We start from the raw sequence: 14,108 nt of genomic DNA on the forward strand, positions 1-14,108 counted from the left end.
TGCCGGATAATATGCAAAAAGACTCAATTTATGCAGAGCCATTAGGCAAAATTCAAGATTTTAACTTTGATGATCAAGTTGCTGATGTGTTTCCAGATATGATCCAACGGTCTGTACCGGGATACCATACTATTATTCAAACCATAGGCAAATTAACGGCAAAGTTTCAACAACCTAATAGCAGCTATTATGACTTAGGCTGTTCCTTAGGGGCGGCAACTTTGGCCATGCGCCGCAACTTATCAGCAGAAAATTGTAACATTATCGCTGTAGATAATAGTAAAGCTATGGTTGAACGTTGTGAGCGGCATTTACAATCATTCCGTTCAGAAGTGCCGGTTACTGTACAACTAGCTGACATTCGCCAATTGGCTATCAGTAATGCTGCTGTGGTGGTGATCAACTTTACCTTGCAGTTTTTACCAAAAGCAGATCGCGAGCAGTTAATACAACAAATTTATAATGGTTTAAAACCTGGTGGCTTATTAATTTTATCTGAAAAATTTATTCATCCACAAAACACTGAAAACGAATTATTAATCGACTTACACCATGATTTTAAACGAGCTAATGGTTATAGCGAATTAGAAGTGAGCCAAAAACGGACAGCCCTAGAGAATGTAATGCAGCCTGATACCTTAAAACAACACGCAAATCGTTTAACTAAGGCTGGTTTTAATCAGCAAACTATATGGTTTCAGTGTTTTAATTTTTGCTCAATGTTAGCGATTAAATCTTAAGGTTGCTCATGATAAATTTTAACTCGTTTTATGCTCAACTAGCGACAAATCGTTTAGCTCCTTGGTTAGAAACCCTACCAGCACAATTAGCACTCTGGGCTAAACAAGCCTTACATGGTGACTTTAAACAGTGGCAAAAAGCTTTAGCCCAACTTCCAGAAACGACACCTTCTAACCTTAATATTAAAGACAGTGTCACCTTTGGTTGTTCTGACGATTTAGCCCCAGGCCAAATGCAGCGCATTCAGTATGTACTTGAGCAGTTAAAACCTTGGCGTAAAGGCCCTTTTTCCATTCATGGCATAGACCTAGATACCGAATGGCGCTCTGACTTTAAGTGGCAACGTATTTTGCCGCATATTGCACCATTAAAACAACGCTACGTATTAGATGTTGGCTGCGGCAGTGGTTACCATTTATGGCGCATGCTAGGTGAAGGCGCTGATTTTGTAGTCGGCATTGACCCATCACAATTATTTTATGCTCAATTTAATGCCATTAAGCACTTTAATCCAGATCCTAAGATCAATCTGTTACCTATTGGTATCGATGATATGCCAGCGCTGCAACAGTTTGATACTGTATTTTCTATGGGGGTGTTATATCACCGCCGTTCACCGCTAGATTTTTTACAGCAGCTAAAGCAGCAGCTGCGACTTGGTGGCGAGTTAGTGTTAGAAACTTTAGTGATTGAAGGTGATGAGAATACCGTTCTAGTACCAACCGATCGCTATGCAAAAATGCGTAATGTCTGGTTTATTCCCAGTTGTGCGGCTTTGACACTCTGGTTAGAGCGTCTAGGCTTTAAAAATGTCAAAGTAGTGGATATTAACCAAACAACTTTAGCCGAACAACGTAAAACTAGCTGGATGGAAAATGAAAGTCTAATTGATTTTCTTGACCCAAATGATCATAGTAAGACCATTGAGGGCTATCCAGCACCGTTGCGTGCTGTTATTACAGCAAATAGCTAACTATTCTATGCAAGCTAGATCTGCAACCAACAAACTGGGGACATTATGCAAAATTCGGACTTAAGCCAACTTATGCAACAGGCAGCAGATGATGCCGTAACTTATAGCCAACAAGAATATCAAATTACACTAGACCACAGCATAGATAGCCTGCAACAAATAGACACCATTTTGGCTCAGTTGCACCAACAGCAGCTAACACAACAACATTCTGCTGAGGTACTATTTACTGTTAGTAATATATTTGGGGCTTATACCGGTGAGGTTTTTATAGCTAACGTTGGTGGTGCTTGGCGTAACAATGAAACAGATAGTGCCGCGCCTTTTATATATATCCAACTAGCAGACAAAGAATTTCCTTTTGCATCAATCTGTTACCATAAGATAACCCATGACAATAGCATTAATGTCTATGACTATGTAATGCAAGCTATGGCAAATGCTCTGCAGTAAAGCTTTTGTCTTCGCCGTTATACAGGTAAAATAACCATAATTTTATACTTTTCACTTTTAGCCATTCGAGGACTGCCGTGAGCGAGCAAAAAACATCTTTAAGCTACAAAGACGCCGGAGTAGATATTGACGCAGGTAATGCCTTAGTCGATCGTATTAAAGGTGCGGTAAAACGTACTCGCCGCCCTGAAGTTATGGGAGGCTTAGGTGGTTTTGGTGCTTTGTGCCAAATTCCTGCTGGATACAAAGAGCCGGTATTAGTATCAGGCACTGATGGTGTTGGTACTAAATTACGCTTAGCCATGGACTTAAAGCGTCACGATGGCGTAGGTATTGATTTAGTGGCAATGTGCGTAAACGATTTAATAGTTCAAGGTGCAGAACCCTTATTCTTCCTTGATTACTATGCAACCGGTAAGTTAGATGTTGACACCGCTTCTGCCGTTGTTAATGGTATTGCCGAAGGCTGTGTGCAATCTGGTTGTGCTTTAGTTGGTGGTGAAACTGCAGAAATGCCAGGTATGTATCATGGTGAAGATTACGATATAGCAGGCTTTTGTGTCGGTGTAGTTGAAAAAGCAGATATCATTGATGGCAGTAAAGTTGAAGCTGGCGATCAGCTGATTGCATTAGCCTCATCTGGACCACATTCCAATGGCTTTTCATTAATACGTAAAGTATTAGAAGTTAGCGGTCAAAGCCCAGAAACTGTACTAGAAGGTAAAACCATAGCGGATCATTTACTTGAACCTACCCGTATCTATGTTAAAAACATTCTACAGTTAATTAAACAGCTACCTGTACATGCATTGTGTCATATCACAGGCGGTGGCTTTTGGGAGAATATCCCTCGGGTATTACCGGAAAACACTAAAGCTATTATTGATGGCAAAAGTTGGCAGTGGCCGGCAATTTTTAACTGGTTGCAGCAGCAAGGCAACATTAGTGAGCATGAAATGTACCGTACTTTTAACTGCGGTGTCGGTATGATGGTAGTAGTGCCAGCTGAACAATTGCAGCCAGCGTTAGATCTTTTAACTGCTGCCGGCGAAACAGCTTGGCATCTGGGCGAGATCCAAACCGCTACTGCAGAAGATGAATTAGTCATCATTAACAAGTAAGGCAAAAAATGAAATCAATAGTTGTACTGATTTCTGGTAATGGCACTAATCTGCAGGCAATCATTGATGCCTGCAGCAATGGCAGTATTCCTGGTAAAGTAAGCGCAGTTATTGCTAATAAAGCAGAAGCTTACGGGTTAACCCGTGCCAGCGAAGCTGGTATTCCTACAGCAGTGCTTAGCCATATTGGCGTTGCTAGTAGAGAAAGTTATGATCAGAAACTTATTCAAAGTATTGAACAATATCAACCAGACCTTGTCGTACTAGCAGGCTTTATGCGTATTTTAACGCCAGCCTTTGTTAAACATTTTAACGGTAAATTGCTAAATATCCATCCGTCGCTGTTACCAAAGTATCCAGGGTTACATACCCATCAACGGGCAATTGAAGCCAAAGATAGCGAGCACGGCTGTAGCGTACACTTTGTAACGGAGCAACTTGATGGTGGTCCGGTAATTTTACAGGCCAAAGTGCCAGTGTTTAGCGATGACGATGTCGCTAGCTTAGCGGAACGGGTTCACGAACAGGAGTATCGAATCTATCCGCTGGTTATAAAGTGGTTTTGTCAAAATCGTTTACAGCAACGAGCAGATCAGGCATGGTTAGATGGTAATTTACTCACGACTTATGGGTATGCCAATGATGAAGATTAAATCAAAATGGCGCCAGTTGGCGTCATTTTTACTCTTAACCGCTACTATTGCTTGGCCGGCTGCAGCTGCAACCTTAGCCAGTTTTACCGCTGATTATATTGTTTATCGCGCAGGTAAAAAGCACGGTGAAGCTCAACGTTATTTAAAGCAAAACGGCTTAGAATATGAATTTGGTTATAGCAGTGATATTAGCTGGCTAGTGTTTTCAGATAAGCGCAGCGAAACATCACACTTTACCATTGAAAATAATCAAATAAAACCTAGCTTATATGTAATGCAACGTACTGGTACTGGCCCTAACAGGCATTATGAGCTGCAGCTTGACCATGATAAAAAACAATTAAAAGTTGGTAAAAAGCGCCAGCCAAAAGCCATTGTTTGGCAAGATGATTTGTTAGACTTAATTAGCTATCAGTTGCAGCTAAGTTTAGATTTGCAGGCAGGTAAAACCGAGTTTAGTTACACTGTGCTTAATAAGCATGGCAACACTAAGGTCTATAACTATAAAGTGGTAGCAGAAGAACTTTTACCCCTACCTTATGGTAATACTCGTACCTTGCGTATTGCTAGAATAGAAGATGATATTAATAGCGATAAACAAATTTATGCTTGGGTGGCACCTGATTTAAACTATATGTTAGTCCGGTTATGGCGTGGTGAAGATAATGTTGAGCAATTTGATGTCCAGTTGCATACATTAAACTTAGACCAAATAGCTGACTCAACGCTGTAATCAAACCTTTCTTATAAATTATTAAGCCAACTGCATATCACTATGCAGTTGGCTTTTAACTTAAGTGACCGCTCACCACATAATTTCTCTGCAATAAAGATTACTAGGTCTATGCTTACACTTAGGCTTATAAAGTTCTAGTGCCATCATCTTATAGTAATTAGATGACTATTATTAACCATCTTCTCTGTACTAGGTATTGCAACTTTTACAAAAGCCAATTATTCTTAACGGATAGTGGTCTGACCTCTAATTAGGAGAAAGTGATGGATGTCGTTATTTTATCGTTAGCCTTGGTAGCTGCAATTGCCGTACTGGCATACAACCGCGCCAGTTTAACCCTGTTCACTGCTGCTATTGCTGCAGTACTTTTTATAGCTAGCATTTTAGATATTATCGGCTTAGTGCCTTGGATAATATTTGCAATAATTGCCCTACCGCTAAATATTGCTACGGTCCGCCAACAATATTTAACTAAACCCTTATTAGGCTTATATCGCAAAATTATGCCTGAAATGTCCAGAACTGAAAGCGAAGCTATAGAAGCAGGCACAACTTGGTGGGAAAGCGATTTATTTCGTGGGAATCCTGATTGGCATAAAATGCACAACTTTCCTAAGCCACGTTTAAGTGCTGAAGAACAAGCCTTCTTAGATGGCCCAGTTGAAGAGTTACTGGCTATGGTTGATGACTGGCACATTACCCATGAGCGCACAGATTTAACCCCCGAAGTGTATCAATTTCTAAAAGATCACGGTTTCTTTGCCATGATCATTAAAAAAGAATACGGTGGTTTAGAATTTTCTGCTTATGCCCAATCTTGCGTGCTGCAAAAGCTAACAAGTAAGAGCATGGTGTTATCTAGTATTGTTGGTGTCCCTAACTCTTTAGGGCCTGGCGAATTGCTGCAACATTACGGTACTGAAGAACAAAAAAATCATTACCTACCTCGTTTAGCCAAAGGCTTAGAAGTACCTTGCTTTGCCCTAACTAGCCCTGAAGCTGGCTCTGATGCCGGTGCTATTCCTGATACAGGTATTATTTGTAAAGGCGAATGGGAAGGCAAAGAAGTTATTGGTATGCGTTTAACTTGGAATAAGCGCTATATTACGCTTGCGCCTATAGCAACCGTATTAGGTTTAGCCTTTAAACTTTACGATCCTGAGCAGTTAATAGGTGAGGAAACAGACTTAGGTATTACCTGTGCGTTAATTCCTACTGATACTGACGGCGTAAAAATTGGTCGACGCCATTTCCCGTTAAACGTGCCATTCCAAAATGGCCCTACCCAAGGTGAAAATATCTTTGTACCACTAGATTATATTATTGGTGGTGTTGAGATGGCAGGTCAAGGCTGGCGCATGTTGGTTGAGTGTTTATCGGTAGGCCGTGCTATTACCTTACCGTCAAACAGTACAGGTGGCATTAAGGCCGTTGCTTTAGCTACTGGCGCTTATTCACGTATTCGTCGTCAATTTAAATTGCCTATTGGTAAAATGGAAGGTGTTGAAGAGTCTTTAGCCCGGATTGGTGGCTATGCTTATATGGCAGATGCCTCTACGGTAATGTCTGTTGGCGCCATTGACTTAGGTGAAAAACCATCAGTTATTTCAGCTATTACTAAATATCATATGACTGAGCGGATGCGCCAAGCCATAACTGATGCCATGGATATCCATGGCGGTAAAGGCATCTGTATGGGGCCAAATAACTATTTAGCCCGTGGCTATCAAGGTGCACCTGTTGCTATTACAGTAGAAGGCGCCAATATTTTAACCCGTAATCTTATTATTTATGGTCAAGGTGCTATTCGTTGCCATCCTTATGTATTAGCAGAGTTAGAAGCGGCACAATTAGAAGATGAAAACGCTGCAATCACTGCTTTTGATAAAGCTCTATTTGGTCATATTGGTTTTGCCATCAGTAACTTCTTCCGTACCTTTTGGTTATCTTTAACCGGCGGCATCTTTAGTCATGCACCTTATAACGATGCTACGGCTAAATACTATAAGCAGATGAACCGCTTTAGTGCTTCTTTAGCCCTAATGTCAGATATTGCTATGGCAACCCTTGGTGGTGATTTAAAACGCCGTGAACGTATTTCTGCTCGATTAGGCGATGTACTAAGTATGCTGTACCTCACCTCAACCGTACTTAAACGTTATCAAGATGAAGGCCGTAAAATTGATGACTTACCTTTTGTACAATGGGCTTGTGAAGACAATATGTACCGAGCGCAATTAGCATTAAATGAATTATTTGATAACTTCCCTAATCGAATTATTGCTTGCATCTTAAAGCGCATCGCCCTGCCATGGGGGCGCACTTTACGTAAACCTTCAGATCAAATTGAGCATCAAGTTTCTCGTATTATGCAAACACCTAGCGAAGCACGCTCGCGCTTAGGTCATCATATGTACTTGAAAAATGAACCATTAAACTTATTAGGCCGGATGGAGCAAGTATTGCTAGACGTATTAGCTGCAGAGCCTATCTTTAATAAGGTGTCTAAAGCTAGCGGTAAACGCTTACCTTTTTATCGTTTAGATGAAGTAGCAACCTTAGGTTTAGAGCTGGGCGTTATTACTAATACTGAAGCAGAAGTATTACGCACTGCCGAAACAGGCCGCTTATTTGCCATTAACGTAGATGATTTTGAGCCTGAGTATTTAGCTGCTGATAAAGACCTAACCCAACAAGGTTTAGGCGCAAATGAAACCGATAAGGTAGCATAAGCTCAGTAGCTATTTAGTTGTGATACTATTTAAAAACGCTAGCCTCTAAGCTAGCGTTTTTTATTAACTCAGCACTGAAAAGGATAGGATACTGAATGGCCAGCATGCGGCGAACGGCTAAGCAACCTCAAGCAACAAGACAAGCTCACGCCACCTCTTTAAAGCAAACTTTAGCGTTATTACTGCCTTATTTATGGCAATTTAAGCTTAGAGTTTTTTTAGCTATTCTTGCCCTTTTTGCGGCTAAGTCTGCACTACTGCTTATGCCTTTGGCGTTAAAACATATTGTTGATGCTATGGATACAGCGCAAAGCCCTATTATAGTTGTGCCTGTAGCCTTATTAATTGGCTATGGCGCTTTGCGTTTTGCTGGGATCTTTTTTGGTGAGGTACGAGATGCTTTATTTGGCCGCATTACCGAACATGCCATGCGCCAATTAGGCTTAAGAGTATTTAATCATCTGCATAGTTTAGAGTTAGCTTTTCACTTAGATCGCCAAACCGGTGGTATTAGTCGAGATATAGAGCGTGGTACTAACGGCCTAAGTTTTTTAATGCGCTTTTTAATGTTTAATATTGCCCCTACTTTATTTGAAATTGCCGCTGTCACTATTATCTTTGCCACTTTATTTTCACCACTTTATAGTGTGATTACCTTATTTGCTGTTGCTGTCTATATCTTCTTTACCGTAGTTGTAACCGAGTGGCGCAATAAATATACCCGCGAAGCTAACCAAGCCGACAACACAACTAATAACCGTGCTATCGACAGCTTACTTAATTATGAAACCGTAAAGTATTTTAATAATGAACAATACGAAGCGGATACCTACGATAGCTTCTTAGCTAATTGGGAAAAGGCTCGGTTAAAAAACCGGCTTAGTTTATTAGCGCTTAACTCAGGCCAAGCGTTAATTATTGCTGCCGCTATCACTGCATTAATGTGGTTAGCTGCAAACCAAGTAATGGCAAAACAGTTGACCTTAGGTGATTTGATAATGGTTAATGCCTATATTATTCAGCTATTTATTCCATTAAATTTTTTAGGCTTTGTTTATCGAGAAATCCGCAGAGCCTTAACCGACTTAGAAAACATGTTGGGGCTGTTATTGCGTCAAGCAAAAATCAAAGATGCCGCAAACGCAACTGAACTTAGCATCAAACAGGCTGCTATTGAATTTAAAAATGTCGATTTTGCTTATGACAGCAAACGACCTATCTTACAGCAGCTCAGTTTTACTGTGCCTGCAGGGCATAAGGTAGCTATTGTCGGTGCCAGTGGTGCCGGTAAAAGTACAATCAGCCGCCTGTTGTATCGCTTTTATGATGTAGATAGCGGCCAAATATTAATTGATCAGCAAAACATTACAACTGCCACTTTACATAGCTTACGCAAAGCCATTGCTATAGTGCCGCAAGATACTGTGTTATTTAATAGCAGTATTCGAGAAAATATACGTTATGGTTTTCCTGCAGCCTCTGAGCAAGATATTGATGCCGCAATAGATTCAGCTCATTTACGGCAATTTATATCTAGCCTGCCCCAAGGTGATGCCACTTTAGTGGGTGAAAGAGGCTTAAAGGTTTCAGGTGGAGAAAAACAGCGTATTGCTATCGCTAGGGCTATTTTAAAACGAGCACCTATTATAGTGTTTGATGAAGCAACGTCGGCGCTAGATTCTACCTCAGAGCAAGCCATACTCAGCGCCATGCGCGATCTTGCTAGAAATCATACTAGTATTGTCATAGCCCATCGCTTATCCACCATCACAGATGCTGATAATATTTTAGTGTTAAAGCAAGGCCAACTAGTAGAACAAGGAAATCACCAACAATTACTACAACAACAAGGTGAATATGCGCGAATGTGGCAATTACAACAAGAGTAATTTTGCTACTACTAGAACATGTAGCTAACTTATGCTTATACTATTTATCTTGGTATAAGAACTTACTCAATAATAATAATGACAAGCACAAGGTAACGTTATGAAAACCTTTAAAATTTCTATTACTGCGCTCTTAGTAAGCTCAGCTTTACTATTAACAGCCTGTGATAGTGTAAATACTAATGATAATGCTGCTAAACAAAGTACTGTTACTCAACAAGCGCTAACAGAAGCCGACGCCATCACCTTCTTAGCCAAGGCTGAAACTAAATTAATTCAACTTTATTTAGAATCTAGTCGTGCAGAGTGGATTTACTCTAACTTTATTACCGAAGATACTGCTTCTTTATCAGCTGATGTTAATGAGAAACTCACAGTCGAGATGATAGAGTTAGCCACCGCAGCAGCCCAATTTGATAAAGTACAATTATCGGCTGACAGCCGCCGTAAATTGGATAAGTTAAAACTAGCTTTAACTTTACCAGCCCCTAAAGATGCCGCCAAAACTGCAGAAATGGCAAAAATTGTTGCTGATTTAGGCGGATTATATGGTAAAGGCAAATATTGTAAAACCGATGGCACTTGTATGTCATTAGGTGAAATGTCAACCGTAATGGCTTCTAGTCGTGATTACAACGAACAGCTAGAAATGTGGCAAGGTTGGCGCGAAATTAGTAAACCTATGCGCCCTTTATATCAACGCTTAATTGAATTAACCAACGAAGGCGCAGCAGAGCTAGGCTATGCCGACACTGGGGCTATGTGGCGCTCTAAGTACGATATGCCTGCTGAAGACTTTGCTCCAGAGTTAGACCGGGTTTGGGGGCAAGTAAAGCCTTTATATGATGCCTTACATTGTCATGTCCGTGCTAAGTTATCAGAACAATATGGCGCAGATAAAGTGCCTTTAGATAAGCCTATTCCAGCTCATTTACTAGGTAACATGTGGGCCCAAAGCTGGGGTAATATTTATGATTTAGTGGCACCTGCCGATGCCGACCCTGGTTATGATGTAACTGAGCTATTGGCTAAGCATAATTATGATGAAATTAAGATGGTAAAAGGCGCTGAAGGCTTTTTTACCTCTTTAGGTTTTGAACCTTTGCCAGACACTTTCTGGACCCGCTCTTTATTTACTAAACCAGCAGATCGTGATGTTGAATGTCATGCTTCAGCTTGGGATTTAGATGCTAAAGACGATTTACGGATTAAAATGTGTATCCAGCGTACCGGAGAAGAGTTTTCGGTTATTCACCATGAGTTAGGCCATAACTTTTACCAGCGTGCTTATAAAGATCAGCCAGTGTATTATCAAGAAAGTGCTAACGATGGTTTCCATGAAGCCATAGGTGACACTATAGCACTATCAGTAACACCTGATTATTTAAAGCAAATTGGTTTACTAGATACTGTACCTGATGAATCAAAAGATCTGGGTTTATTAATGAAAATGGCCATGGATAAAGTTGCCTTTATTCCCTTTGGTTTAATGGTAGATCAATGGCGCTGGCAAGTTTTTAGCGGCGAAATTAGCCCAGAGCAATATAATGAAGCCTGGTGGCAGTTACGCGAAAAGTATCAAGGTGTAGCAGCACCTGTTGCTCGTACTGAAGCAGACTTTGATCCAGGTGCTAAATACCACGTACCTGGTAATGTGCCATACACTCGTTACTTTTTAGCGCATATTTTACAGTTCCAATTTCATAAGGCGTTATGTGATATAGCAGGCAGCGAAGAAGCCGTACATCGTTGTTCTATTTATAACAGTAAAGAAGCCGGTGCTAAACTGAACAAAATGTTAGAGATGGGTTCAAGTCAGCCGTGGCAACAAGCCTTAGAAGTAGTAACAGGTAAACCTGAAATGGACGCTACCGCCCTTCTTGATTACTTTTCGCCATTACAAGCTTATTTAGATGAGCAGAATAAAGGCCAGCAGTGCGGTTGGTAATTTAGCCTAACGCAGCTGACTGATTAAGCTACTGCTTTAAACAGTCAGTGTTAAGCGCTAATCCGATACAAAAAAGCCTGCACTATGCAGGCTTTTTTTATTTTTTAGCTAAAGCCTTTTGCCGTAACTTGGCTTTTACTGCGCCTTTACGGGGTGATTTTCTGGCGGCAATATTTCTGGCTTCACCTTCTTCTGGCGTGACATAGCTTGGATCATGCTCATAACCTGCTATAACTTCAGGGGTAATGACCTGTTGGGTTAAGCGTTCTATTTCTTGTAATGCTGAAGTTTCATCAGGCGTAATTAAACTAAGGGCAACGCCAGTGTTACCCGCTCTACCTGTGCGGCCAATACGATGTACGTAGTCTTCTGCTACTTGCGGTAAATCGTAATTAACAACATAAGGTAAATCATTAATATCTAAGCCTCGGGCGGCAATATCTGTTGCCACTAATACTCTAACTGCACCTTGTTTAAAGTCAGCTAAGGCTTTAGTTCTAGCGCCTTGGCTTTTATCGCCGTGAATAGAAACTGATTTTAAACCATCTTTGCCTAATTGCTTAGCTAAGCGGTCGGCCCCATGTTTAGTACGAACAAAAATAAGCACTTGGCGCCAATTATGTTTACCAATTAAATGCGACAGCAACTCTCGCTTGCGGTGGCGATCCACTAAATATGCAAGTTGCTCAACATTGTCAGCGGTAGCATTACTGGCAGCTACTTCAATCAATATTGGATTATGCAGTAATTGCTCGGCTAGTTGTTTAATGTCATTAGAATAAGTAGCTGAAAATAATAAGGTTTGCCTTTTTTCAGGTAACTTAGCAATAATTCGTTTTATATCAATCACAAAGCCCATATCTAACATTCTATCGGCTTCATCTAACACTAATACTTCTAAAGCAGATAAGTTAATCGTTTTTTGATGTAAGTGATCTATAAGCCGGCCAGGTGTGGCGACTAAAATATCTAAGCCTTGCTGTGCTGACTCATACTGTGGTTTTATCGATACGCCACCATAAAATACAGCTGAGTGAGTGTTAAGATACTGGCTATATTTAACCACATTGTCGTAAACTTGCTGCGCTAATTCACGAGTAGGTGTTAACACTAGCACTCGAACATGATGCTTTTCTACGACCTTTGGCGCATTGAGCATCTGCTGTAGCAGTGGTAGAGTAAAAGCAGCGGTTTTACCTGTGCCTGTTTGTGCACCGGCTAAAACATCTTTACCTGCCATAATAACGGGGATACTTTGTTGCTGTACTGGCGTGGCTTGATCGTAGCCTTGTTCGGTTAACACTTTTAAAATAGGTTGCGCTAATGCGAAAGATTGAAAAGACATTTGAAATCCTGTTAAACCAGCCGTCAACCGCACTATGCGTAATCAGCTGTAAGCTAACCAGTATAACAGAAGCCACCAAAGCAACCTATTTGCAATGAGTACTAACTGGTTTTTGTATATAGTGCGCACCTATAATAATCAATTATATACAGGTATTTCCACCAATCCTGAGCGCAGGTTACGTCAGCATCAAGGTGAACTGGTTGGCGGGGCTAAAGCTCTAAGGGGTAAAGGTCCTTTGCAATTAGTCTATCAAAAGCCCTATCTTGACCGCGCCAGCGCTAGTAAAGCTGAGTATCAAGTCAAACAGCTCTCAAAAGCTGACAAGGAACAGCTTGTCGCTGCCTACAATGCAAAACAATAGCTATGGATAATTTTTATCTAGTATTAATTTATTTAATAATTGGTGCGGCGTTACGCCGAGTCCCTGCCATGCCAGAAAGTAGCGGCATTGCTTTTAACATGTATGTACTCTATGTCGCTTTACCGGCTCTTATTTTACAGAATGTGCCTCGCTTAACTTTTTCAACTGAGCTATTAATCCCCGCATTGACACCTTGGTTATTATTAATTGCCGTAGCCTTGTTAGTTTTAACCTTAAGCCGTTTTTTTAATTGGTCACGCCAAGTAACAGGTGCCTTGTTAATTATCTTACCTTTAGGTAATACCTCTTTTTTAGGCTTTCCCATGACCGAAGCCTTATTTGGTAGTGAGGCAATGCCTTATGCGGTGGTTTATGATCAAGCAGGCTCCTTTATCGCCTTAGTAACCTACGTCACTATTATTGCTGCTCTATATAGCCCTTTAGCCGCCAAACCAACAGTAACAGGGATTTTAATCAAAATTATCTCATTCCCGTCATTTATTGCCTTAATTATTGGCTTAGTGTTGCGCACTTCTGGCTATTCATCTTTTACTCAATCTTTAATTGATAATTTATCAGCAACCTTAGTACCTGTTGTTATGATAGCCGTCGGTTTTGGTTTAACAATAAAGTTTAGTAAAAGTGAATTATCACCTTTAATTAGCGCCCTGCTGATTAAACTGTTATTTATGCCGTTATTAGCAGCGCTAATTTGGTATAGCTTAGGCCAAACTGGGTTGGCGGTATCTATTAGTATATTTATGGCAGCTATGCCTTCGATGATATCTGCAGGCGCTATAGCTATTATGGTAGGCTTAGCTCCTAGATTAGTCAGTGGCATTATTGGCTTAGGTATTTTATTAAGCTTAATTACTTTACCCCTAGCATTTAATTTACTAAGTTAAGCTTTATAGATGAAGATGGTGCAACCTAGCTAAATCTGTTAATTTAACTCGACTTTTATTAAAGAACCCTTGCCATGCCTGAGCAGCTACTGACCCTACAACATGATGCCATGTTATTGCTACAACAAATTAATCTTTGGTAGCAAATCGGTTTTATTCTGCTATCCATTAGCATTACTTTTACTGTAAATCACTTTTTACAACGTAAGCTACATAAAAATGCGCAAATGATTTCTGGCATACGCCGT

The 14,108-nt window shown here is 40.6% G+C and carries 12 protein-coding genes; 11 read left to right on the forward strand and 1 reads right to left on the reverse strand.

All coding sequences use genetic code 11. The features are described 5' to 3' along the window. Window positions 1–11 precede the first annotated feature (11 nt). From cmoA to RDV63_RS13465, 9 genes are all read left to right on the forward strand, one after another. On the forward strand, window positions 12–740 hold the full coding sequence (gene cmoA / locus RDV63_RS13425; protein WP_313910011.1) for a carboxy-S-adenosyl-L-methionine synthase CmoA: 729 nt from the start codon (window positions 12–14) through the stop codon (window positions 738–740). Between the two features lie 8 nt (window positions 741–748). After that, window positions 749–1,714 (forward strand): tRNA 5-methoxyuridine(34)/uridine 5-oxyacetic acid(34) synthase CmoB, encoded by a 966-nt coding sequence (cmoB, locus tag RDV63_RS13430; RefSeq protein WP_313910012.1) that lies wholly within the window; start codon window positions 749–751, stop codon window positions 1,712–1,714. A gap of 45 nt (window positions 1,715–1,759) precedes the next feature. After that, on the forward strand, window positions 1,760–2,167 hold the full coding sequence (locus RDV63_RS13435; protein WP_313910013.1) for a hypothetical protein: 408 nt from the start codon (window positions 1,760–1,762) through the stop codon (window positions 2,165–2,167). A 77-nt stretch (window positions 2,168–2,244) separates the two neighbouring features. Then, complete coding sequence (gene purM, locus RDV63_RS13440; RefSeq protein ID WP_313910014.1) at window positions 2,245–3,288, forward strand: phosphoribosylformylglycinamidine cyclo-ligase; 1,044 nt, start codon at window positions 2,245–2,247, stop codon at window positions 3,286–3,288. Between the two features lie 8 nt (window positions 3,289–3,296). Beyond that, entirely contained in the window at window positions 3,297–3,941 is a 645-nt protein-coding gene (gene purN / locus RDV63_RS13445) for a phosphoribosylglycinamide formyltransferase (RefSeq protein WP_313910015.1), read from the forward strand. Further along, on the forward strand, window positions 3,928–4,674 hold the full coding sequence (locus RDV63_RS13450) for a DUF3108 domain-containing protein (protein WP_313910016.1): 747 nt from the start codon (window positions 3,928–3,930) through the stop codon (window positions 4,672–4,674). Before purN ends, RDV63_RS13450 begins: the two co-directional genes overlap by 14 nt. A 266-nt stretch (window positions 4,675–4,940) precedes the next feature. After that, entirely contained in the window at window positions 4,941–7,409 is a 2,469-nt protein-coding gene (gene fadE / locus RDV63_RS13455) for an acyl-CoA dehydrogenase FadE (protein ID WP_313910017.1), read from the forward strand. Between the two features lie 95 nt (window positions 7,410–7,504). After that, window positions 7,505–9,298 carry an ABC transporter ATP-binding protein/permease gene (locus RDV63_RS13460; protein WP_313910018.1) on the forward strand — a complete coding sequence of 598 codons (1,794 nt, stop codon included), beginning with the start codon at window positions 7,505–7,507 and terminating at the stop codon, window positions 9,296–9,298. A gap of 100 nt (window positions 9,299–9,398) precedes the next feature. Further along, window positions 9,399–11,246 (forward strand): M2 family metallopeptidase, encoded by a 1,848-nt coding sequence (locus RDV63_RS13465; RefSeq protein WP_313910019.1) that lies wholly within the window; start codon window positions 9,399–9,401, stop codon window positions 11,244–11,246. A 97-nt stretch (window positions 11,247–11,343) separates the two neighbouring features. Here RDV63_RS13465 and RDV63_RS13470 read toward each other — a convergent pair whose 3' ends face one another. After that, window positions 11,344–12,591, reverse strand: a complete 1,248-nt coding sequence (locus tag RDV63_RS13470; protein ID WP_313910020.1) for a DEAD/DEAH box helicase — start codon at window positions 12,589–12,591, stop codon at window positions 11,344–11,346. A 94-nt stretch (window positions 12,592–12,685) separates the two neighbouring features. Between RDV63_RS13470 and RDV63_RS13475 the strand changes: the two genes are divergently transcribed. Continuing rightward, window positions 12,686–12,955 (forward strand): GIY-YIG nuclease family protein, encoded by a 270-nt coding sequence (locus RDV63_RS13475; protein WP_313910021.1) that lies wholly within the window; start codon window positions 12,686–12,688, stop codon window positions 12,953–12,955. A gap of 2 nt (window positions 12,956–12,957) precedes the next feature. Further along, window positions 12,958–13,860: an AEC family transporter gene (locus RDV63_RS13480; protein WP_313910022.1), complete on the forward strand. Its 903-nt coding sequence runs from the start codon at window positions 12,958–12,960 to the stop codon at window positions 13,858–13,860. The last annotated feature ends 248 nt before the right edge of the window (window positions 13,861–14,108 follow it).

The sequence above is a fragment of the Rheinheimera sp. MMS21-TC3 genome, from assembly GCF_032229285.1.
Lineage (GTDB): Bacteria > Pseudomonadota > Gammaproteobacteria > Enterobacterales > Alteromonadaceae > Alishewanella.